This is a genomic window from Lysinibacillus composti (genome assembly GCF_016908465.1).
Lineage (GTDB): Bacteria > Bacillota > Bacilli > Bacillales_A > Planococcaceae > Ureibacillus > Ureibacillus composti_A.
This window is the reverse complement of record NZ_JAFBDY010000003.1, coordinates 46,140-69,017: the sequence shown is the minus strand read 5'-3', so window position 1 is coordinate 69,017 and position 22,878 is coordinate 46,140. Positions and strand designations below refer to the sequence as shown.

Genomic DNA, 22,878 nt, shown 5'->3' with positions numbered 1-22,878 from the left:
ATGTATGTAGAAGAATTATTAAGTGTAATCCCGTTGAAAAAAGTTATTGGACAATTGCCATCTAATGTGAAAGATCTTGCTATCGATTCGAGAGGTGTTCAACCTAAAAGTGTATTTATTTGTATAAAAGGATACACGGTTGACGGTCATGATTATGCGCAAAAAGCTGTAGACGCTGGGGCAACAATAGTTGTAGCTGAAAGAGAATTAACTTTAGATGGAAATGTGGCACAAGTGATTGTTCCAAATACAGATCGAGTATTAGGATTACTTGCTGCGAAATTCTTTGATTACCCTTCACAAGATATTATGATGATTGGTGTTACAGGTACAAACGGGAAAACAAGTGTTTCCTCAATCATTCATCAAATTCTAGTTGGAATGGGTGAAAAATCAGCAGTCTCTGGAACGATAGGTTTCAACCTTAATGGTGTTCTTTATGAATCAGCAAATACGACAAGTGATGCACTGAGTACACAACAAATGATTTTTCGTGCCAAAATGGAAGGCTGCAGAGCAATGATTATGGAAGTGTCTTCCCATGGTCTAGCTCTTGGTCGTTTAGCAGGGGTAGATTATGATGTGGCTGTCTTTACGAATTTGACTCACGATCATTTAGACTTCCATGGAACGATGGAAGAGTACGGACATGCAAAAGGTTTATTATTCTCACAAATGGGGCAGGACCTTACAAAAAATAAATGTGTAGTGTTAAATGCGGATGATCCTTGGTCTGAGCGATATGCAAAAATGACACCATATCCTGTCTGGTCATATGGTCTACATAACAAAGCAATTTTTAGAGCGGAAAACTGTAATTATGAAAATAACTTTACAACGTTCGATATGGTCACACCAGAAGGTATATTCCCAGTACAAATGCAGCTGCTAGGCGAGTTTAATGTTTATAATGTGTTAGCTGCCACAGCAGTGTTTTATGGAAAAGGGTTTCCACTAGACTTAATTATCGAACAAATCGAGAATCTAACACCAGTTAGAGGACGTATGGAAAGAGTTAAAACAAACTTACCTTTACAAATATTTGTAGATTATGCACATACACCAGATGCAATTGAAAAAGCAATTCATGCGGCATTACCTTATAAAGAACCAGGTAAAAAGTTAATCTTCTTAGTGGGTACCGGTGGAAATCGCGATAAATCAAAGCGACCAGCAATGGCAGAAAAAGCGTCAATTGCAGATTATGTTGTATTAACAACTGATGACCCTCGCTATGAAGAATATGATAGTATTACAGGAGATTTAGCTAAAGGCATGCAACATGATAAGTATGCTTGTATCGGTGACCGTGCAGAAGCGGTTCGTCATGCGGTGTCAGTTGCAGAACCTGGTGATATTATTATCTTTGCAGGTAAAGGGCATGAGGATTATCAAATAATTGGTAACACAAAATATCCACACAGTGACGCAGAAATTGCTGTTGAAGCAGCTCGCTTAAAATTCGTTTAGAAAACTAGAATCATAATACAATCATTTTTAGATTGACCGTAAAATAGCTCATCAAAATACAAGATAAATACTGAGCAGAGTGTAGTCAAAGTCACTATGGCTTTCTCTACACTCTATTTTTAAAATAGCAATGATTACCACAACTGTATTGTGAAATAAATAAATCAATTACGCCTCGGCGAAAATGCGTCCGGATTTTGAATTGTGCTTGGACCTGCACGAGGGCCGACACGATGTCGGTCATGCCGTCAATGCCACAAGGACGTGGCGTTTTGACGGCAAAGGTCAGTTAGACGTTGTAAGCACGAAGCGACGTTCTTATGCTAACTTCCACTAAGACTCTTAAGATCCGTGACATGCGCCGGAGGCATTGTCTTCATTCAGTTGAGGTTTGGACTACCCTGAATAAAAGAGTAAATTGTGCATTATGTCGTTCCACCTATAGAGGAGGGTGTCATCTGCTGAATCAAAATAAAATGGTTGTGTAAATAGCCGTAATTCTTATATTATAGGGAAGGTAGAAAAAAGGAGACGTTAAAGATGACTTCAAAAATTGAACAAGATATAACTTCACGTCGTACATTTGCCATCATTTCTCACCCGGATGCTGGGAAAACGACGATTACAGAAAAACTACTTTTATTCGGTGGGGCGATTCGTGATGCCGGCACGGTAAAAGGAAAGAAATCAGGAAAATTTGCTACATCTGACTGGATGGAAATTGAAAAGCAACGTGGAATTTCAGTTACATCCTCTGTTATGCAATTTGACTATGATGGAAAACGTGTAAACATTTTAGATACACCAGGGCACCAAGATTTCTCAGAAGATACGTACCGTACGCTAATGGCAGTGGATAGTGCTGTCATGGTAATCGATGCTGCTAAAGGGATTGAAGCTCAAACATTAAAACTATTTAAAGTTTGTCGTTTGCGTGGGATTCCTATTTTTACATTTATTAATAAATTAGACCGACAAGGGAAAGAACCACTTGAATTAATTGAGGAGCTTGAAGAAGTACTTGGAATTAATGCTTATCCAATGAACTGGCCAATTGGTATGGGGAAAGAATTCCTTGGTATTTACGACCGCTATAATAAACGCATTGAACAATTTCGTACAGAAGAGGAAAATCGATTTTTACCGATTGATGAAGAAGGCGAATTAGCAGTTGAACACCCAATGAAAGCTACTTCTTACTACTCTCAAGCAATGGACGATATAATGCTCCTTAACGAAGCCGGGAATGAATTTTCTGAAGAGAAAATTCGTCGTGGTGAATTAACTCCAGTATTCTTTGGTTCAGCATTAACAAACTTTGGTGTACAAACTTTCTTAGAGACATATTTACAGTTTGCACCTGCACCACAGCCACGCTTAACACAAGATGAACAATATATAGACCCAGTAGAACATAATGATTTCTCAGGATTTATCTTTAAAATTCAAGCGAATATGAATCCTGCTCACCGTGATCGTATTGCTTTTGTTCGAATCGTTTCTGGAAAATTTGAACGTGGAATGAATATCTCTTTAGCTCGTACAGGGAAATCATTTAAGGTTACGCAATCAACTCAATTTTTAGCCGATGATCGTGAAACAGTTGATGAAGCAGTAGCAGGGGATATTATCGGTTTATATGATACTGGTACATATCAAATTGGAGATACAGTTGTTGGTGGTAAGAAAACCTTCCAGTTTGAGAAATTACCACAATTTACACCGGAAATATTTGTCCGTGTTACGGCAAAGAACGTAATGAAATCAAAACAATTCCATAAGGGTATTTTACAATTAGTACAAGAAGGCGCAATTCAGTACTATAAAACATTACACACAGAAGATGTCATTCTCGGGGCGGTTGGTCAATTACAATTTGAAGTATTTGAACACCGTATGAAAAATGAATACAATGTTGAAGTACAAATGCAACCAATTGGTTCTAAAATTGCACGTTGGATTGAAAATGAAGAAGATGTGAAAGAATCAATGTCTTCTGCCCGCTCAATGCTTGTGAAAGATCGCTATGACAGATTAGTATTCTTATTTGAAAATGAATTTGCTATGCGTTGGTTCTCAGAGAAAAACGAGGATATTAAATTATATAGCTTGTTGTAAAAACTATATGAAATAAAATTTAAAACGTTTGCTACTAGTATTTAGTCCATGTTAAATAAAAAATCCGCTCTATCCGTTTCGGGATAAAGCGGATTTTTTTTATTTTTAAATAGTAATTGGGAACTTTCTTTCACTTTTTATTGTTTAAATGATTAATAATATAAAATTCGTACTACAATATTTGGTAAAAGGGAATAATTAGTAGGTAAATAATACATATGGTAAAAGAGGAAGAAATAAGTTGCGAATCGGAAGGAGTCTTCAAATGGTTGCACATTTCTTTACGGGATTCCCTGGGTTTATTGCGAGTCAGTTAATTCGTGAAGTATTTCGCAAAAACTACACAGATCAGGTCTATGTTCTTGTATTGCAAACAGAATTACAAAAAGCTCAAAGAGAAGCTATGAGGATTATGGAAACGTTTCCCGGTCGTCATATTGAATTAATCGAAGGAGATATCACACTACCGAACCTTGGTATAGATCATCAAAGTATAAATAGAATATTGCCTCAAATTTCAATATTATGGCATTTGGCAGCCATCTATGACTTAGCGGTTCCAAGGGAAATTGCTTGGAAAGTAAATGTACTGGGAACGTCAATGGTTAATGATTTTGTTAAAACTTTACCCAATCTTTCTCATTATCTTTATTTTAGTACGGCTTATGTAGCAGGGAATAGAAAAGGTCGTATTTTAGAAACTGAACTAATTAGGCCGGAAAAATTTAAAAATTATTATGAAGAGACAAAATTTGAAGCAGAAATACTTGTAGAAAATCTAAAGGCAGAGATTCCAATAACGATTATTCGTCCGGGTATAGTTAGAGGGCATACGCTGACAGGTGAGACTATAAAGTTTGATGGCCCATACTTTTTCTTAAACATGATTGAGCGATTGAAAAATCTCCCTTTCATTCCGTATATAGGTGACAAAGCGACGACAATTAATGTTGTTCCCGTAGATTTTATAATACAATCTTCGGTTTTTATTAGTAGCGAGCCTACTGCAATCGGAAAGACATTACACTTAACAGACCCATTCCCACATCCAGTACAAGAGGTGTTCCGAATGATGGTATTAGAAATGACTGGAAAACTACCAAAAGGGAAATTTCCGTTATCAATTGTGAAATGGTTGCTACAAAACAAATTAATTCGTCAAAAATTGGGTGTAGAAAAAGAAGCGCTCGACTATCTAACTTGGAATGCACAGTTTGATTGTAGAGAAGCACAGTTGATATTGAAAAAAGGAAATATTCGTTGTTCTGATTTTATGTCGTCTATCCCAGCGATGGTCAAGTTTTATAGAGTTAACAAGAATAATAAACAGCTTCAAGTTGAAATAAAATAGTGAGAAACAAATAGTTGTTTCTGTTTCCCTAGATAACGCCACAAGAAAATTTTGCTTTTGCGGTGGTCACACCGAGATGTCATCTATCCCCTTGACGGGAATGAAAGTCTGGGGCGTTTCAAAAGCCACTTTTCTTTTTGCCTACAATGTAAGAAAGAATAAGTAATTTACTACTTTCTTCTTTTAATTTTTGTATGTTTTTCTTATACTAAGATGAAGCTTTATATAGTTAGCAAAAGAGGGCGACATAGATGGCTCATGAGAGCAAAAAAATTAGAAGTATAACACCGTTTCAACTTCTTGTATCTTTTTATTTTATTGCAATTTTATTATCCTTTTTACTTTTAAGGATCCCAGCAGTATATGAAGAGGGTGTAGAAATATCAGTAATTGATAGCCTTTTTACTGCTGTGAGTGCAATTAGTGTAACGGGACTAACCGTATTTGATGTGTCTAAGTCATTAACTGACTTTGGAATAATTGTTTTACTATTTATTATGCAGCTAGGTGCAATTGGTGTCATGTCACTTGGAACTTTGTTTTGGCTATTTATTGGCAAGCGAATTGGCATGCGCGAGAGGCAATTAATTATGATTGATTATAACCAATACAATCTATCGGGTGTTGTGAATTTATTAATTGGGATTGTGAAAATATTATTTACGATTGAAGCCTTTGGATCACTTATACTTTCTGTACATTTCTATAAATATTATGAGAATTGGTCAGATGCGATTAAGCACGGTGTATTTACCGCAATTTCTGCAACTACAAATGGCGGTTTTGATCTTACAGGGATGAGTTTAATTCCATATCATTCAGATTATTTTATTCAATTTATAACAATGATTTTAATTATTCTTGGTGCCATTGGTTTTCCAGTATTAATAGAAGTGAAAAATTTTCTAAAACGGAAGGATCCTGCCTTTCGATTTAGTTTATTTACTAAAATAACTACAACTACTTATGGTTTCTTATTTATCGTTGGAACGGTTGTTATATATTTAATTGAGTCATTTCAATCCTTTAAAGGAATGCAGTGGCATGAAAAATTATTTGCAGCCATGTTTCACTCTGTATCAGCACGATCTGCGGGTTTAACGACTCTCGATATTTCTACATTTAATGAAGCTACAAATATTTTTGTTAGTGGATTAATGTTTATCGGCTCGTCTCCAAGTTCTGTAGGTGGAGGTATTCGTACGACAACCTTCGCCATTGTGATTTTGTTTTTAATTAATTTTGCAAATGGTCGTAATGAAATTCAAATTTTTAATAGAGAAATTCATCATGTTGATATTTATAAATCCTTTGCTGTTATTGTATTGGCTTTTTTCATGGTTTTGATCGCTACGATGATTCTATTAATAACAGAGCCTCAAGCTACTTTAACTCAGATTTTATTTGAAATAACCTCTGCGTTTGGTACGTGTGGTATGTCATTAGGCATTACAAGTGATTTGTCAACAGCAGGAAAGATCGTCATAATGATTTTAATGTTCATTGGACGTGTAGGTTTAATCTCTTTCTTATATACACTAGGTGGGAAAGCTAATAAGGCAATATATCGCTACCCACAAGAACGTATAATTATTGGATAATTCACGTGACAAAGAAGGGCTGAATAGCTCATTCATGATACTTATAATAAGAATTTGTTGAACTTCACCTAATGGTGGAGGAAACAAATTCTTTTTTTGTTCAATGCAAAAAGAGGGGAAAAAAAGTTTTGTCGAAGGAATTATGACCTATTTTTAAAGTTCTTTGAATAAGTGTGGGAAATGTCGAATATTTTTAGTGATAAGTTTAGCTAATTTGACATTTGGGTAATAATAGTTTTAAAGAGTACTTAAATCAACAGATTATTTGATTTATTTAATGAAATTACTATTTTAGAATTTTAATTTACTTATGTATTAATTATTATTTACTTAACTCTATTTAATTAAAGTTCATCATATAATTAGAGAAATCGATATAATAAGAGATTTTTATATAAGAAAAAGGGTCGCTTTATACAAAGTTTTGTTAAAAGGTATTCAAAAATTTATTATTTATCAAATTAATTTGTCAAGGAAAAAATGAAAAAAGTGAAATTTGATAGATTTTACCTATTTTTTTCAAAGAAATAATATGAAATAATTTTCTTGACATCTAAATTGAGAAAATTTTGTAAAATTAAAAAAAACAGTCATATTTTGGTGTTTTGAATAATAGAATGAATGTAAAGTTTTTTTGTTGAAAAAAATTAGTTAGTTTCCGAATGGGAAGGATTGGTGATTGTAAAATGGTAAAAACTGAGAGCCCAATTTTTCAAGATTTATTCCAAACCGTAAATGACCCATTTCTTATATTAAATACTTCTTGTCAAATCGAGTCATTAAATGACCAAGCAGCACAGTTACTTAATATTAATGAAAACGAAAAACCAACATTAAAATTAGACAAGCATTCAGAAAAAAGATGGGCTAATTTTTTACAAAATTTATTACGTGATTCGGGTGGTTTCTGCACACTAAATATCATGGTGAATGAAGAAGTTTGCCAAGAGATTAAGCTGTTAGGCTATTATAATAATCATAGAAACTTAATTTTTGCTAGGCTTGTACCTCTTGATCAACCTAAAGTAGAACACCTATATTCTTTATTTAATGATATTTCGTACGGTATTATTGTTTCTGACTTGAATGGTAGAATTGTCGATATGAATAATATTGCGCAAACTTTAGTTGATTGTGCGAAATGGCAAGTGATCCATTGCCCAATGGAAAAAGTATTTGAAAGATTTACGGCTAAACATGAAAGTAAATTACAGTACTTTACAGATTTAATTAATAAAGGACAAGCTTCAATTGAGTGTCAAAAAAGAAATAATAATTGCGAAGAAACTTATCTCAAATTTGAGAGTAAAATAAATTATTGTATGAATTTAATTATTACTACTGTTACTGATGTAACAGAAAAAGTAATTCTAAAACAAAAGGTAGAGCATCAAAATTCATTAAATTCACTAGGTCAGATGGCAGCTAGTATTGCACATGAGATTAGAAATCCTATGACAACGTTAAAAGGATTTATTGATTTATTAAAGCAAATCTCACCTGACGACGGGCAAAGATATATACAAGTAATAGATTCAGAGCTTCAACGAATGGAATCTATTTTAACTGAATTCCTATATTTATCAAAACCAGTTAATCGTCACTATGAAGAGGTTATGCTTGCAGAAGTAATTGAAGAGGTTACAGAGTTGATGCAACCTCATGCATTACTACATAATGTCATGTTGGTTTTCGAAAATTACGACATCTACATGACGAAAATTATGGGAAATAGAAATCGTATTAAGCAAATGCTAATTAATTTAATCAAAAATGCGATAGAAGTTATGCAAAATGGTGGAACGATTACAATTTCTATGAAGATTCTACAAACTGGAAAACTGGAAATTGCAATTCGTGATGAGGGAATTGGAATTGCTAAGGATGATTTGAAAAATTTATTTATACCATTTTTTACAACGAAAACAGCTGGTACAGGTTTAGGACTAGCATTAGTGAAAAAAGTAGTCGAAGAGCATTATGGGAAAATAAACGTAGAAAGCACGTTAGGGGAAGGGACAACCTTTATAATTCAATTGCCAATGAATCATGAAGAGCCTATTTATTGTGAGAACAAAGAAGATCTAATAGGCTGCTCAATTATTCATTAAACAAAATGTTAAGAATAAAATAATAAAATTGAGATTTTATTTGAAGGATTTTTGACAAATCTTACATTTTGTCGCTATAATTTATTTATAGTTTGAAAAAAAGGATGATTTGTCATGACTTCAAATGAGGATATTAAGCAATCACTAAAACTTTATATTGTGTTATCACGTGCACATAAAGCAATTAACGAAGTGACAAATCAATTTTTTCAACAAAATGGACTAAATCCTACAGAATTTGCTGTGTTGGAATTGTTATATCATAAAGGAAGACAACCACTTCAACAGATAGGAAATAAAATACTACTAGCAAGTGGTTCCATCACATATGTTGTCGATAAGCTCGAAAAAAGAGGGTTTTTAAAAAGAGTATCTTGTCCTTCTGACCGCCGAATCACATATGCAGAAATAACGGATGAAGGAACTAACTTTATGAATGAACTATTTCCTGAACATGAAAATAACTTACATGAGTTATTGAGTGTATTATCTAGTGAAGAAAAAGATACGGCCATAGAATTGTTGAAGAAATTAGGTTTATCGATTAAAGATTTGTCATACTAAATTTAAGGAATAGGTCGTCTTAAAGTTTTGAGACGGCCTTTTTTTCGTTTGAGAAATAGATGATAATAGGACAGATTAGAAAATGAATTTTACTCTGTATGGTCAACAATTTTTTAGTAAAAAGGCGATATAAAAAAGGCAGACTTATGAGGATTTACTCTCCATTTGTCTGCCTCTTTTATTTTTTATCGAACTGTTAAGCCCATTTTAATCATAGCTTCTTTTAAATCTTCTGTTTCTTCATCGTAGATTGTAAGGCGAACCAAACTCTCTTCTGTTTCAAATACTACCATAATAACTTTTTCTGCTTCAATGTTTGTAATAAAGGCAGTTGAGTTAATTAGAACTTTATTGTCGTTAAGAAATTCATCAAGAGCAAAATTTTCATATTCGCCAATTGCTGAAATCGTTTCTTTTGTATTTCCTACTAAATCTTCAAAAGACGTTTCGTCTTTGTTTACCTTTTCAATACGCATCGAGATACGATCATTTTCATCAGAATATAATAAATCTTTTCCTGGTTCTTCAGGAGTTAGAGTAAATCCAGGAATGACTTGCATTGTAAAGTTTTGTTGATCACTTGTGACTTCAGTTGTTTCTTCTGTAACTTCTGAACCATTAGAAGTATATGTTAAACTATTCGCCGTATTAGCATCATCTGTTGGTTCATTTTGTTGCTCATTTGTCTCTAACTCATTACTTGTTTCTGTGTTATTACTTTCTTCTACATCAGCAGTAGTTTGATCACTCGTTGGTTCATTTGTTGGTTGATCTTCTGCAGTATTACAAGCTACTAGTAATGTAATAGACAGTACAACCGTGGCAAGAAATCGCATATTTTTTTTCATTATCATTTCCTCCTTAATAATGTAGACGACGTATTGACAGTAAAGTTACACTATTTCAGGAAAGTTTTAACTTCATGCAGTGGGGGAAAACCCCTCACAGGATTAATGTACATAGACTGAAGTAATGCTTATTCAGTGGAAGCTACCAAGTTTTATCAAATGGTTATTTTTTGGACTCCACAATGACAAGTTCCTTTACTTGTATACTTAACTGAAAGGTAAAATTAAAAATAGTAACAAAATAAATACTTCATGCGTTACAATAATTAGCGGCATACTTTTTTTCCATTCATAAAGCATTCCCAATATTAAACCGACTACTAAAGCCGCAATGACTCCAGGAATGAATCCGCTAATTGCAATTGATAATGCGAATAAAACACTTGTGACAAGAATGGCAAGCATTGGTGACAAAATACGTTTTAGCTGTTGTTGGACAAACCCACGCCAAAACAGCTCTTCGCCAACAACAATAATAATAATTAAAAGTAGATAGTGCCATATATTTAATGGACCGTATGAAGCTAAAAATTTTGCAACTGATTTTGATATGTCGTCGTTTACACTATTAAGAATAATATACCCGAGTCTAATAATTCCATAGGTAATTGTACCGTAACCTATACCAAAAATTAAATATTTCCAGGTTGGAAGTTCATCTTTAATCGTTTCGTAAAGAATTGTAATGGATACCCCTACAAGAATGGTAAATGTATAAAGATACCAGAAGATTTTATCTTCTTCAAATGCAAAAAATAGCATGACATAGAAAAATACTATAGGCAAAAGAAGTCTTACTATATGTTTTGAACTTTTCATGTTTATGACCTCCTTTAAAATATATTAACAAAAAAAAATTCCCCTATCATCTTTTAAGGATGATAAGGGAGATTTTTCTTCATTCAAATAAATGCCAAAATGGTTACTATTGTGGCGCATGCTTTCGTCATAATAAAAACATTAACTGAGGATCCTACTCTTGCTATGAAGTAATTTCTATAAAAAGTACATTACCACCGAAGGCTTAAACTCTCCGGTAGAGGATGTATTGATACAATAACTTCTTATTAGTATTAGAAGTGGAAGACGATACTATATAAAGTATAATCTTTTATGTAACGAAAGCTTGAATAAAGTGTTCTTAAAGAGATGAATGAAGAACTTCCTGAACAATTAAATATTAGTCTTATGCTCTCTTAGATATAATATAGGTTCAACTATGATTATTCTTTATTAGTTAATATTTTGTAACGTTTATGGTTAACGACTGTTTTTTCTTCCATCTCTAAAGCATTAAAGTTTTCCATAATTGTTAAATCAACGATTACAGAGTTTTCATTTACTTTTTCTACGATTCCTTGGAGGCCTTCTTTAAATTCGATTATGTTTCCAACTTCTGCAATTTTCACAAGACAACAGCTCCTTAAATAACTAATATTATGAAAGTTTGCATGAATTTCTAATAAAAGTAAAGAGTTTTTTGAATAATTAATAATTTGTTACAAAATCTTAATAATAGGGAAAGTTTGGTGAGTTCGTATGGAAGATTATAAAAAAGTATTAGAGCAGCTAAAAAACGGAGAAATTGAAAAGTTTGAAGTTAGTAAGGAAGATTTTTTGCAATTTCGTGCAGTTCTTGTTAAGGATGAACATTTTAAACATTTTCGTGGTGAGGCAAAACAAGGAGGAAATGTAATATTTACATTTTTAGAAAAACCCAGAAGTTAATTAACTGTCGATATTTGTCAAAATGTTTTCGTTTTGAACGGGAAAGGAAAGCATTATAATAAAATGACACAAAGGTTAGGAGGGGTTTTGTGCAAGACATTTTAAAAGAGCTTGAGGATACTAGAGAATTAATGATTCAATCAGGGATGAAAAACGGCCTTCAAAACCCTAAAACAATTCGTTTAAGTCGACAATTAGATGAGCTAATGAATCGATATGAAAAAGAAATAATTAGTTCTCAATATAATATTAAGACAAGAAAATACCTACAATAAAAATTTAATATGCTAAAGCGTATTTGTATCGAATAAAATAAATGTACTATCCGGTTATCTCACTGTGAAAAAATTTTTACAAAAAATATTTATCGAATGTATGAAAAAATTAAATTATGGGAAAGATGTTTAATGAACACAGCAACATTCTCATTTCCCCCTTTAAGAGTAGGTGCAATTGCAACCTGCTCTCTTTTTTTGCGTTTTAAGGGATTTAATTATTGATTCATAATAATTTACCTTAATGAAGTTCTATATTATGTAAAAATAAAGTAATTATTTAGAAATTGCCTCTACTTTTATACACCAATTTGTTAAACTACAATAAAGTAGAAATTATTCAATTTATATCCATCCGACTATTGGGCTTTTTAGTTAAAAGGAGCGCCTCATGGAGTATTTACAAACCCATATCAGTATTGACTTAAACAAATACGAGGTGCTCCCAAACAACAAGTAAAAATACACCAAGACGATCTCGAGTAGTTGGATGTATTTCAAAAAGGGAGTGAATATAGTGGTAAAAAAAGAAATCGCTTTTATTGGAACAGGGGTAATGGGTTCAAGTATTGTTAGGCATTTATTAAATGAAAATTATAACGTCACGGTTTATACAAGAACGATGGAGAAAGCTAAAAGTTTAATCGATTTAGGTGCAAAATGGGCTTCAACACCTGCGGAAGCAGCAGAAAATAAAGATGTTATTTTTACAATGGTCGGTTTCCCATCGGATGTTGAAGAAGTTTACTGTGGCGAATACGGTATATTTAAAACAGCAAAAGAGGGGTCTATTGTAATTGATATGACAACATCTGAACCTTCTTTAGCTAAGAAATTATATAAACTAGCAAAAGAAAAGGGGATACAATCCATTGACGCACCTGTTTCAGGTGGAGACGTTGGAGCGAAAAACGGTACATTATCAATCATGGTTGGTGGAGATGAAGCAGCCTTCGAAAGTGTAAAATCAATTCTAGAAGTTTTTGGTTCAAATATTGTTTATCAAGGAGAGGCAGGAGCTGGTCAACATACAAAGGCATGTAATCAAATAGTGATCGCGACGAATATGATTGGTGTATGTGAATCCATCTCCTATGGAATCAAAGCAGGACTTGATATTGAAAAAGTATTCCAATCCATTTCTACTGGTGCTGCAGGTTCATGGTCTTTAAGTAATTTAGGACCTCGAATGGTAAAAGGGGATTTAGAACCGGGCTTTTATATCAAGCATTTCATAAAAGATATGAAAATTGCAATTGATGAATCGGAACAAATGAATTTAGATTTACCAGGGCTTAAACTATCAAAACAACTTTATAACACTTTATCGGAAAAGGGATATGGCGAAAAAGGTACTCAAGCTTTAATAAAATATTATGAACTATAATAAACCCATTTGGATCAGCTATCTCATTGGTTGAATATTAATTAGGAGTGATACAGTGGGAAAGCAACAAAGTAATTCGATCCAAGGTGGCCGAAGTCAGTTAGCTTTATATATGTCTTTACCGATTTTATCTTGGGCTTTTTATGATTTTGCCAATACTATTTTTTCGTCAAACATTAATACGGTATTTTTCCCATTTTATATGGATGAAGTGCTCGGTACGAATGAAGTAATGCAACAAGTTGCGAGTACGTTTATATCATATGCAAATGCTGTTGCAAGCTTTTTCTTAGTTGTTTTTTCACCGTTATTTGGTGTTTGGATTGATCAAACTGGTTATAAAAAGAAATTCATCGTTTGGTTTGCATCGATTTCTATTATCTTCACATTTATGATGGGAATCTTTGCAAGCTTTAATACCACAACGAGTATCTCAGGAGTCCCGCTAAGTTTATTTTTAGTCGTTGTTAGTTTTGTTATTGCAAAATTCTTTTTTAACTCCAGTCTAGTTTTCTATGATTCAATGATGGGAGATTTGGGGACAAAAGAGGAAATGCCGCTGATTTCAGGGTTTGGGGTAGCGGTTGGTTATCTAGGTACAATTTTGGGGTTACTTGTTTATTTATTAGTTTCAGATGGAGACTATCACAAGGCATTTATTCCAACTGCAATATTGTACTTAATTTTCTCATTGCCATTATTTCTTATTAATAAAGATCATCCAGTTCCAAAAACTGAGAGGAAATCAATCAAATTTATTGATGGTTACAAAGAAATATTTCAAACCTTCAAGGAAATGAAAAAGTATAGAGCGATCTTTATATTCATGATTGCATACTTTTTCCTAAATGATGCGATTGCTACAACTATTGCAATGATGGCTGTTTATGCAACAGCAATTGTAGGATTTACGTCAGGTCAATTTATAATTTTGTATTTAGTTAGTACAATCTCTACAGTAATTGGTTCTCTAGCATTCGGAAACATCGCAAAAGCTATAGGGGCAAGACGTGCAGTGTCTGTTGTTTCGTTTATTATGATTTTTGCGCTTTTACTTGCTGTTATTGCTAATGAACAATGGATGTTCTGGATTGCAGGAAGCTTATTTGGAGTTTCACTTGGCTCAATGTGGGTGACGTCAAGGACTTTGATTATAGAATTGTCGCCAGAAGAAAAAAGAGGCCAATTTTTTGGATTGTTTGCATTCTCAGGAAAAGTATCTGCTATTATAGGACCTGCTCTTTACGGAACCATTACGCTTTTATTAAAGGATTATGGAACACTTGCTAGCCGTATGGCACTAGGAAGTATGATCTTATTGACAATTGTTGGATTAATTATTCACTTACGAGTAAAACAAGAAAATAAAAATAGCTTATAGGAGTTAAGAACTTCCTATGATACAATTTACTTATATTTAGCAAGTTTACGAAGGAGCGGGAAGGTCTTGGAGCAAAAAGGAATTTTACTAGAGAGTGGAACAAATGAACTAGAAATAGTTGAATTTGAAATAGCAAACAATAAATTTGGTATTAACGTAATCAAAGTAAAGGAAATCATTCAACCAATTCCTGTTACATTTATCCCGCACGCTCATCCATATGTTGAAGGAATCATTCAATTGCGTGGTGAAGTCTTACCGGTAGTTGATATGTTAAAAGTGTTAGGTATTCCCAATGCTTCTTATAATGCGCAGCAAAAATACATTGTTGCTGAATTTAATAAACAAAAAGTTGTTTTTCATGTAGATAATGTCACTCAAATACATCGAATTTCTTGGAAGGATATTGAAAGACCTTCAGATATGTATCAAGGTGGAGCATCTCAAGTTATTGGTGTCATTAAAAGAAGTGAACATATGATTTTGTTATTAGACTTTGAAAGAATTATGGTTGAAATTAACCCTGATTCGGGTATTAATGTTGAAGCTGTAAAAAAACTTGGTAATCGACAACGCTCCGAAAAGAAAATTGTCATTGCTGAAGACTCACCATTATTAAGAAAATTATTATATGATACGATGCATGAAGCAGGTTATGTAAATCTAGAGTTTTTCGAAAATGGTAAGGATGCGTATGATTATTTAGAAAGTTTAACAGTAAATAAAAATATTTCAGAACATGTTCAATTAGTTGTTACTGATATTGAAATGCCACAGATGGATGGTCATCACTTAACTAAAAAAATTAAATCACATCCAGACTTACAAGTAATACCAGTCATTATCTTTTCTAGTTTAATTACAGACGATTTACGTCATAAAGGCGAAGAGGTAGGGGCAGAAGAACAAATAAGTAAGCCTGAAATTACTAAGCTTATCTTAAAGATGGATGAATTAATTTTATAGTCCTCTTGAACAAAATCAGGTGTCCAATATAATATTAAATTTTTGTAAAGGTCGGATACCCTTATGGATTCCGACCTTTTTTTCTTTTAAAATTAATTTTTATCACAAGTGGTGGGAGCTAGTAAAAATTCGGACTAAGACCGAAACGTACTTGTTTTAATAGAAATTGACTTTGGTTATTGATTAAAGATAATCCTCCTGAACCATTCTAAACTTAAGATGGTAGTTACGAAGTAAGAAGATTTATTCGATCTTTCAGTAGCTCATTTGAAATACCATAGAGAGAAGTGAAGCTTAGATGAGAAAACTCAGAACTGGGATTATTGATATTGGATCAAATACAATACGCCTCGTACTTTATAAATACAATCAAGATGAAGGACTCCGTGAATTCGGTAATATTAAAACAGTTGCTAGATTAAGAAAGTATATACAACCTAATGGAGATATGTCCGAAGAAGGCATCAAACTCCTTGAAGATACCTTAAAATCGTTTAAACGAATACTCAATGATTTTGACGTAACAGATGTGAAAGCAACTGCTACAGCTGCTATACGCCAAGCGAAAAATAATCAAGACATTATAATGCGAATGGAGAAAGAAACTGGTATTACTATCGATTTACTTTCTGGTGAAGAAGAAGCTTATTTTGGCTATTTAGCCATTGTATATTCTATGGATACGCCTTCTGCTGTTTCCGTAGATATTGGTGGGGGCTCAACAGAAGTATCATTATTTATTAATAAAGAACTTAAACATTCATTCAGCTTTCCGTTTGGTACTGTTTCTTTAAAGCAAAAATTTGTTTCAGGTGAAATCATTAATGAAATCGAAAAAAATCAATTAAGAGCATATATAAAAAATCAATTTGAACAACATGAATGGATTAAAAATGCTGGATACCCCATTATTGCAATCGGGGGTAGTGCTCGAAATGTGGCACAAATTCATCAACAATTAATAAATTATCCTATTTCAGGGGTTCATCAGTATGAGATGTCTAGACTGAATTTATCGGAAATAGGTCAATACTTAAGTAAATTAACATTTGAGCAATTAAAGCAACTAGATGGTTTATCCTCGGACCGTGCTGATATCATAGGTATTGCCTTAGAAGTATTCCGAGAATTGATGGAGGTTGTTGATAGCAAAAAGTTTCAAGTAAGTAAAAAAGGACTACGTGAAGGTTTAATGATAAGTCGTGTTCTTGATGGTAATCACATCACTAATAATAAACACAACGTATTTGAAGAAAATGCTAGAAGGATTACCCTTCAATATGGTCGTACAGAAGAAGAGGTAAATACTCTTTGTTCCTTAGCAGAGCAATTATATAAAGAATGTGTAAAGTTAAACCTTCTTCATTTTCAAAAAGAACATTATGAACTTCTTCTAAAAGCTACAAAAGTATTTGCCATTGGAGAGTATATAGAGCTTGATTCATCCAACCAGCATACTTTCTACCTACTCGCAAACCAATCAATTGCAGGGTTGAGTCATATTAATCGTATAAAATTAGCATTACTTGCGTCATATAAAAATCGAGATTATTTCAGAAGATTTTCAGAACCGTTTGCTGCATGGATGAGTCGAGAGGAACTTAAAGTATTGCGAGATTATGGTGCCTTACTAAAATTCGTCTATGCATTTAATGTATCGAAACGAAATATCGTAAAAACTATTAAATTAGAAAAAAGTGCCGATATAATACTTATTAAAGTAATCACACAAAAAAATGCCATGGCAGAACAATACCAAGTTGAACGCCAAAAGAAACATTTTGAGCGAGTTATAAAGAAACAAGTACAAATCCAATTTATTAGTGAAGATGGGAGGCTAAAATGATGTCTACTGACATGGAACTCAATAAGTCTGATGAACGTGATGATCATGAGAATGAGTTTAAACTAATGTTAGAAGAAATTGCTAAACCACAATATTATAATAATCGTGAACTTAGTTGGTTAGCATTTAATGAGCGAGTACTAGAAGAAGCAGAAGATATAGAAAATCCTTTATTAGAAAGACTAATATTCTTAGCAATTTTCAGTTCAAATCTAGATGAGTTTTTCATGGTTAGGGTTGCTGGACTTCAGGATCAAGTACGTGCGGGTTACCATAAACCAGAAAATAAATCAGGCTTAACACCAAAAGAACAATTAACTAAAATTGCGGAAAGAACACAGGCACTTGTTCGTAGACAAATGGAAGTTTTCCGTCATTTAGTGTTTGATCTATTGCCAAAGGAAAATATCCATATTAAAGAATTTAAATATTTAAACGAATCACAAAAAGAATATATTAACGTCTTGTTTGAGGAAACAATTTTTCCAGTATTAACACCGGTTGCTGTTGATGCCTATCGTCCATTTCCAACTTTACTAGGAAAAACACTAAATTTATTAGTCATGATTGAAGAAAATAATGAATTTGAAAAAAATGAAAGGATGGCAATAGTACAGGTACCATCTGTTTTAAATCGTTTTATTGAAGTACCAAGTGATCACAGTGAAAAGGTATTTGTCTTATTAGAGGATGTTATTACGAGCCATATTAAAAAGCTTTTCCTTGGCTATAAAGTGAAATCCTCCCAAGCATTCCGTTTAACAAGAAACGCTGATTTAACCATTCATGAAGAAGGCGCACGGGATTTACTTGTTGAGATTGAAAAAGAGTTAAAGAAACGCAAATGGGGCGTAGGCAGCCGATTAGAAGTGCGGGATGGTGAAATTAGTGATGAAATATTAGATTACTTGTTAGAAGAATTTGAAATTGAAGAATCTGATGTATTTAAAATAGATGGACCTTTGGACTTAACCTTCTTATTTGGCTTTGTTAAGAAGATTGCAATAGGTCGAGAACATTTAGAATACGAAAGCTTTATTCCACAACGTCCTAAAGACTTAGCCTTAAATGAAAATATTTATGAAAAGGCATTAACCCAAGATCTTTTTTTCCATCATCCGTACGAATCTTTTGAGCCAATTGTTGATTTCATTACAGAAGCCGCATCAGATCCGTCAGTATTAGCGATTAAGCAAACGCTTTATCGTGTAAGTGGCAATTCGCCGATTATCTATGCATTAAAACAGGCAGCAGAAAATGGAAAACAAGTGACAGTACTTGTTGAATTGAAAGCCCGATTTGATGAGGAAAATAATGTTCACTGGGCAAAAGAACTTGAGCAAGCTGGATGTCTAGTGATTTATGGTATGAATAATTTAAAAACACACTCAAAGATTACACTAGTTGTGCGAAGACGGCATGGGAAAATTGAACGTTTTGTTCATTTAGGCACTGGTAACTATAATGATGCAACAGCCAAAGTATATACGGATATGGGAATCATTACGACAAATAAAGAATTTGGAATAGATGCTACCAACTTCTTTAACTATTTAAGTGGGTATACAGAAAAGCCACAGTTCCATCACTTAGTAGTAGCACCTTTTGATATACGAGATGAATTTATTGAGTTAATTGATGAAGAAATTAAGTGTCACAAAAAATATGGAAATGGTTTTATTCGTGCTAAAATGAATTCATTAACTGATAAAGACTTAATGATGAAATTATATGAAGCTTCTATACATGGTGTGAAGGTTGAGCTACTTGTGCGCGGAATATGTTGTTTACGACCAGGGATACCGGGCATTAGTGAAAATATTACAGTGTCCAGTATTGTAGGGCGTTTCTTAGAACATACTCGAATCTATTGGTTCCATCACAATGGGGACGATCAAGTATTTTTGTCCTCTGCTGATTTGATGACACGGAATATGGTGAAGCGAGTAGAGATCTTGTTCCCAATCTATTCAGAAGACATAAAACAACGTGTCATGGATATTTTCAGTACTCAACTTGCAGATACGTCAAAAGCTCGTATTCAAGATTCAAATGGAAAATATCATTACAAAGAAGAACGTGTAGATGTAGAAAAAATTAATAGCCAAGAGCTTTTTTTAATTGATGCAATGAGTACGGTTATAGAAGAAGAATAGAATCGAATGGTATTATTAAGTAAAAGTGTAGCTTTATGGGAATTTTTAGTTATAGCTACACTTACTTCTTTTAAGAAGCATTGAGTTGTTATATAAATGGGGGATAACTATGATAACTTTTCCTACAGAGGAAACTGAAAAATACTTACATGATCTCATGACATTAAATCCATTTGATGCTGTCATCGTTCTAAAAAAACAAAGTAATCCAGATTATACTGTTGAATTTATTAACCCAATAGCTGAGGCAATTTCCCCAGGTGAATTTATAAAAGGTATGGATGCCAAGGAATTCTTTAAATGGACCAAGTGGGAAGATATTTTAGCCATCATGAATGAACCAAATCATGAGATACAATACATAGATATAAAAAATTTAGAACAAGTGCGAATTAATGTTCAACCTATAACTTCTTCGAATGGTTTATATTATGTCATCGTGTTACGTGCTTTAAACAATGAATATCAATCTATTCATAATTATACATTCGAAGATGTTTTAACTGGTTTACCTAATCGAAGTGCCTTAACGATTCAATGGACAGAAAAATATAGTATTGAGCTAAAAGAAAGTAATGTAGCGTTAATTCTAATTGACTTAGATCGTTTTAAAAAATACAATGAATCGCTAGGTAAACGTAAAGCAGATAAAATGTTAAAGCAAATTAGTCATAGGTTTCAAAGTTTAACGAACGAAAGATATCATCTTTTTCACTATCATGGAGATGAATTTATCTTTATTGTCCCTTTTCAAAATAAAGAAGAAATAGATGAAACCGTGAATGCTCTTTTAAATTTATTAAAAGAACCTTTTTTGATTGATGACCAAGAGTACTTTGTTACTTCTTCAATTGGAATTGCAGTGACTGAAAAAGATAGAGATTTAGAGGAGTTATTACACGAAGCTGAACAAGCTTTATTCTATGTAAAAAAACATGGTCGGGCACATTATCGTTTTTATAATGAAGAAATGAGCCACATCTTTCATAATGAAGTTTTAATGGAAGCGCATTTACGCAGAGCCATCGAATTAAATGAATTATCAATCCATTTACAACCACAAGTTGACTTTAATACTAAAGACATTAATAGTTTTGAAGCTTTACTAAGATGGAATAATCCAAAATTCGGGAATGTTTCACCAGGTGTGTTTATTCCACTTGCCGAATCTTCTGGATTAATTATTCAAATTGGTGATTGGGTACTTGAAGAAGTATGTAAGTATCAACGTGATTGGCAACTAAAAGGGTTTAGACCTGTCAGAATTGCTGTAAATATTTCACCAAAGCAATTCAAACAAGATAACTTTGTTATAAAGGTCGAAAAAGTATTAGAAAGATACAAAATTAACCCGGAACATATTGAACTGGAGATTACTGAAAGTTCAATGGTAAATGTCGATGAAACAGAAGGTATTTTAACTCGATTAAAAGCACTCGGTGTATATGTCTCTGTGGATGACTTTGGCACTGGTTATTCATCTTTAAGTTATTTAAAAAAATATCCAATTGATATTATTAAGATCGATCAATCATTTATTGCTGATATCAATAAAGATGAAAAAAATGAAGCAATTATCAAAGCAATTATAACCCTTTCTAAAAATTTAGGAATGGATGTTATTGCCGAGGGTGTTGAATATACAGACCAGGAGCAATTTTTAAAGCAATTTAATTGTCATAAAGGCCAGGGCTATTTATACAATAAACCAATTCCAGTTGAAAAAATTGTGGAACAGTATTTTATGTTGTAATGACTATGGCAAGCAAATTCTGATGGAAGAATTTGTTTGCTTTTTTTATTGTCTTTGAAAGGGTCTACAAGTTTTAGTACTTAAGTTTCCCTTTTCGTAAATATAATGACAGTGATGCTGGTGTGTCTTACAATGAAAATGAATGGATATTCATTTGGGATGGGGGAATTGGGATGTTGAAAAACGATACAATTATTGTCACGGGTGGCTCAAGTGGAATGGGGCTTGCAATGGCAAAACAATTTGTAAAAGAAGGGGCAAATGTAGTTATAACAGGAAGAAATTTATCTCGTTTGGAGCAAGCTAAACAAGATATTCTTGGTGTGGGAGAAACAATTGAAACGTTTCAAATGGATGTGAGACAAGTTGAGCATGTAAAGGAGATGCTTCAATATTCGATTCAAAAATTTGGACAAGTGGATGGAATTGTTAACAATGCTGCCGGGAATTTTATCGTTGAAGCAGAAAAACTGTCTCCTAATGGCTGGAAGGCTGTTATTGATATTGTATTAAACGGTACTTTTTATTGTTCGCAGGAAGTAGGGAAGTACTGGATTGAAAATGGAATTAAGGGAAAAATATTAAATATGGTTGCAACCTATGCTTGGGGAGCTGGTGCTGGCGTGATTCATTCTGCTGCAGCAAAAGCAGGTGTATTATCAATGACAAGGACACTAGCTGTTGAATGGGGACATAAGTATGGAATTCGTGTAAATGCTATTGCACCAGGTCCTATAGATCGGACAGGAGGAGCGGCAAAACTTTGGGAAGCCGAAGAACAAGCAAAACGCACCATTAACTCTGTTCCGTTAAAGAGATTAGGTACACCAGAAGAAATAGCCGATTTAGCTACTTTTATTTTATCCAATAAAGCTTCTTATATGAATGGTGAATGTATTACATTAGACGGAGGCCAATGGTTAAATCAATATCCGTTTTAACTTTGTGGTAGTTTTTGGTATTTGCTGAAGAATAAAAAGAGCCAGTTTGTACGCATACTAACTTTACTTCAAAAAAAGGAGAGGTGAAGCAAAATGGGTATGTGGACAATACCAGCAGTAATAGCAGGGGTATTACTAATTATAGTTGCTTATTTTTCAACTGTTTCTGTCATGAAAAAAACAGGCGAGAGAACATCAGTCATGAATACGACGATGGATACTCCAATCAGCAAAGAGGTCCGGGACCATCCAGTTATGTTTAACCCAATCATTATAATGTACGTCATTTTCGGATTGTTCACAGGTCTTATAATTTTATATTATTGGTCTGTTTATGGATATTAAACAAAGAAAAGTTTAAGAAATCAGCCTTCTGCCCTAT

General features: G+C 33.2%; 19 protein-coding genes. 16 read left to right on the top strand and 3 right to left on the bottom strand.

The annotated features are described in order from the left end of the window. The 6 genes from JOD29_RS05580 to JOD29_RS05555 all read left to right on the top strand — a co-directional run bounded on the left by JOD29_RS05580 (window position 1) and on the right by JOD29_RS05555 (window position 9,215). Window positions 1-1,470 (top strand): UDP-N-acetylmuramoyl-L-alanyl-D-glutamate--2,6-diaminopimelate ligase, encoded by a 1,470-nt coding sequence (locus JOD29_RS05580; protein WP_124763654.1) that lies wholly within the window; start codon window positions 1-3, stop codon window positions 1,468-1,470. A gap of 540 nt (window positions 1,471-2,010) precedes the next feature. Beyond that, the gene (locus tag JOD29_RS05575; RefSeq protein ID WP_124763653.1) at window positions 2,011-3,588 is read left to right on the top strand and encodes a peptide chain release factor 3; all 1,578 of its coding nucleotides are present in this window, start codon (window positions 2,011-2,013) and stop codon (window positions 3,586-3,588) included. A gap of 265 nt (window positions 3,589-3,853) precedes the next feature. Next, window positions 3,854-4,939 (top strand): SDR family oxidoreductase, encoded by a 1,086-nt coding sequence (locus tag JOD29_RS05570; RefSeq protein ID WP_124763782.1) that lies wholly within the window; start codon window positions 3,854-3,856, stop codon window positions 4,937-4,939. Window positions 4,940-5,190: 251 nt separating this feature from the next. Next, complete coding sequence (locus JOD29_RS05565) at window positions 5,191-6,540, top strand: TrkH family potassium uptake protein (RefSeq protein ID WP_124763652.1); 1,350 nt, start codon at window positions 5,191-5,193, stop codon at window positions 6,538-6,540. A 686-nt stretch (window positions 6,541-7,226) separates the two neighbouring features. After that, window positions 7,227-8,651, top strand: a complete 1,425-nt coding sequence (locus tag JOD29_RS05560) for an ATP-binding protein (RefSeq protein ID WP_158610526.1) — start codon at window positions 7,227-7,229, stop codon at window positions 8,649-8,651. A 114-nt stretch (window positions 8,652-8,765) separates the two neighbouring features. Continuing rightward, complete coding sequence (locus tag JOD29_RS05555) at window positions 8,766-9,215, top strand: MarR family winged helix-turn-helix transcriptional regulator (protein WP_124763650.1); 450 nt, start codon at window positions 8,766-8,768, stop codon at window positions 9,213-9,215. A 185-nt stretch (window positions 9,216-9,400) separates the two neighbouring features. On the opposite strand, the gene JOD29_RS05550 is transcribed toward JOD29_RS05555, so the two are convergent. The 3 genes from JOD29_RS05550 to JOD29_RS05540 form a co-directional block, all read right to left on the bottom strand. Further along, the gene (locus JOD29_RS05550) at window positions 9,401-10,063 is read right to left on the bottom strand and encodes a hypothetical protein (protein ID WP_124763649.1); all 663 of its coding nucleotides are present in this window, start codon (window positions 10,061-10,063) and stop codon (window positions 9,401-9,403) included. Between the two features lie 207 nt (window positions 10,064-10,270). Continuing rightward, on the bottom strand, window positions 10,271-10,882 hold the full coding sequence (locus tag JOD29_RS05545; protein WP_124763648.1) for a CPBP family intramembrane glutamic endopeptidase: 612 nt from the start codon (window positions 10,880-10,882) through the stop codon (window positions 10,271-10,273). 404 nt (window positions 10,883-11,286) lie between these two features. Next, window positions 11,287-11,472, bottom strand: coding sequence for a YkvS family protein (locus JOD29_RS05540; RefSeq protein WP_124763647.1), 186 nt, complete (start codon window positions 11,470-11,472; stop codon window positions 11,287-11,289). A gap of 130 nt (window positions 11,473-11,602) precedes the next feature. Between JOD29_RS05540 and JOD29_RS05535 the strand changes: the two genes are divergently transcribed. From JOD29_RS05535 to JOD29_RS05490, 10 genes are all read left to right on the top strand, one after another. Then, window positions 11,603-11,791 (top strand): hypothetical protein, encoded by a 189-nt coding sequence (locus JOD29_RS05535; RefSeq protein ID WP_124763646.1) that lies wholly within the window; start codon window positions 11,603-11,605, stop codon window positions 11,789-11,791. Between the two features lie 89 nt (window positions 11,792-11,880). Then, window positions 11,881-12,066 (top strand): aspartyl-phosphate phosphatase Spo0E family protein, encoded by a 186-nt coding sequence (locus tag JOD29_RS05530; protein WP_302849676.1) that lies wholly within the window; start codon window positions 11,881-11,883, stop codon window positions 12,064-12,066. 517 nt (window positions 12,067-12,583) lie between these two features. After that, the gene (locus tag JOD29_RS05525) at window positions 12,584-13,453 is read left to right on the top strand and encodes an NAD(P)-dependent oxidoreductase (RefSeq protein ID WP_124763645.1); all 870 of its coding nucleotides are present in this window, start codon (window positions 12,584-12,586) and stop codon (window positions 13,451-13,453) included. Window positions 13,454-13,565: 112 nt separating this feature from the next. Then, window positions 13,566-14,834 (top strand): MFS transporter, encoded by a 1,269-nt coding sequence (locus JOD29_RS05520; RefSeq protein WP_124763780.1) that lies wholly within the window; start codon window positions 13,566-13,568, stop codon window positions 14,832-14,834. A 66-nt stretch (window positions 14,835-14,900) separates the two neighbouring features. Continuing rightward, window positions 14,901-15,800, top strand: a complete 900-nt coding sequence (locus tag JOD29_RS05515; RefSeq protein WP_124763644.1) for a chemotaxis protein — start codon at window positions 14,901-14,903, stop codon at window positions 15,798-15,800. A gap of 298 nt (window positions 15,801-16,098) precedes the next feature. Next, complete coding sequence (locus JOD29_RS05510; RefSeq protein WP_124763643.1) at window positions 16,099-17,646, top strand: Ppx/GppA family phosphatase; 1,548 nt, start codon at window positions 16,099-16,101, stop codon at window positions 17,644-17,646. 11 nt (window positions 17,647-17,657) lie between these two features. Then, window positions 17,658-19,802, top strand: coding sequence for an RNA degradosome polyphosphate kinase (locus tag JOD29_RS05505; RefSeq protein WP_420844545.1), 2,145 nt, complete (start codon window positions 17,658-17,660; stop codon window positions 19,800-19,802). Between the two features lie 109 nt (window positions 19,803-19,911). Beyond that, window positions 19,912-21,555 (top strand): putative bifunctional diguanylate cyclase/phosphodiesterase, encoded by a 1,644-nt coding sequence (locus JOD29_RS05500; protein ID WP_124763642.1) that lies wholly within the window; start codon window positions 19,912-19,914, stop codon window positions 21,553-21,555. 173 nt (window positions 21,556-21,728) lie between these two features. After that, on the top strand, window positions 21,729-22,496 hold the full coding sequence (gene fadH / locus JOD29_RS05495; RefSeq protein WP_124763641.1) for a 2,4-dienoyl-CoA reductase: 768 nt from the start codon (window positions 21,729-21,731) through the stop codon (window positions 22,494-22,496). A 93-nt stretch (window positions 22,497-22,589) separates the two neighbouring features. Continuing rightward, on the top strand, window positions 22,590-22,841 hold the full coding sequence (locus tag JOD29_RS05490) for a short-chain dehydrogenase (protein ID WP_124763640.1): 252 nt from the start codon (window positions 22,590-22,592) through the stop codon (window positions 22,839-22,841). Window positions 22,842-22,878: the final 37 nt, after the last annotated feature.

Coding starts and splice junctions, on each gene's coding strand:
- fadH (WP_124763641.1), top strand. CDS start 21,729: ATGTTGAAAAACGATACAATTATTGTCACGGGTGGCTCAAGTGGAATG.
- JOD29_RS05500 (WP_124763642.1), top strand. CDS start 19,912: ATGATAACTTTTCCTACAGAGGAAACTGAAAAATACTTACATGATCTC.
- JOD29_RS05545 (WP_124763648.1), bottom strand. CDS start 10,882: ATGAAAAGTTCAAAACATATAGTAAGACTTCTTTTGCCTATAGTATTT.
- JOD29_RS05510 (WP_124763643.1), top strand. CDS start 16,099: ATGAGAAAACTCAGAACTGGGATTATTGATATTGGATCAAATACAATA.
- JOD29_RS05535 (WP_124763646.1), top strand. CDS start 11,603: ATGGAAGATTATAAAAAAGTATTAGAGCAGCTAAAAAACGGAGAAATT.
- JOD29_RS05490 (WP_124763640.1), top strand. CDS start 22,590: ATGGGTATGTGGACAATACCAGCAGTAATAGCAGGGGTATTACTAATT.
- JOD29_RS05520 (WP_124763780.1), top strand. CDS start 13,566: ATGTCTTTACCGATTTTATCTTGGGCTTTTTATGATTTTGCCAATACT.
- JOD29_RS05580 (WP_124763654.1), top strand. CDS start 1: ATGTATGTAGAAGAATTATTAAGTGTAATCCCGTTGAAAAAAGTTATT.
- JOD29_RS05575 (WP_124763653.1), top strand. CDS start 2,011: ATGACTTCAAAAATTGAACAAGATATAACTTCACGTCGTACATTTGCC.
- JOD29_RS05565 (WP_124763652.1), top strand. CDS start 5,191: ATGGCTCATGAGAGCAAAAAAATTAGAAGTATAACACCGTTTCAACTT.
- JOD29_RS05550 (WP_124763649.1), bottom strand. CDS start 10,063: ATGAAAAAAAATATGCGATTTCTTGCCACGGTTGTACTGTCTATTACA.
- JOD29_RS05555 (WP_124763650.1), top strand. CDS start 8,766: ATGACTTCAAATGAGGATATTAAGCAATCACTAAAACTTTATATTGTG.
- JOD29_RS05570 (WP_124763782.1), top strand. CDS start 3,854: ATGGTTGCACATTTCTTTACGGGATTCCCTGGGTTTATTGCGAGTCAG.
- JOD29_RS05505 (WP_420844545.1), top strand. CDS start 17,658: ATGGAACTCAATAAGTCTGATGAACGTGATGATCATGAGAATGAGTTT.
- JOD29_RS05560 (WP_158610526.1), top strand. CDS start 7,227: ATGGTAAAAACTGAGAGCCCAATTTTTCAAGATTTATTCCAAACCGTA.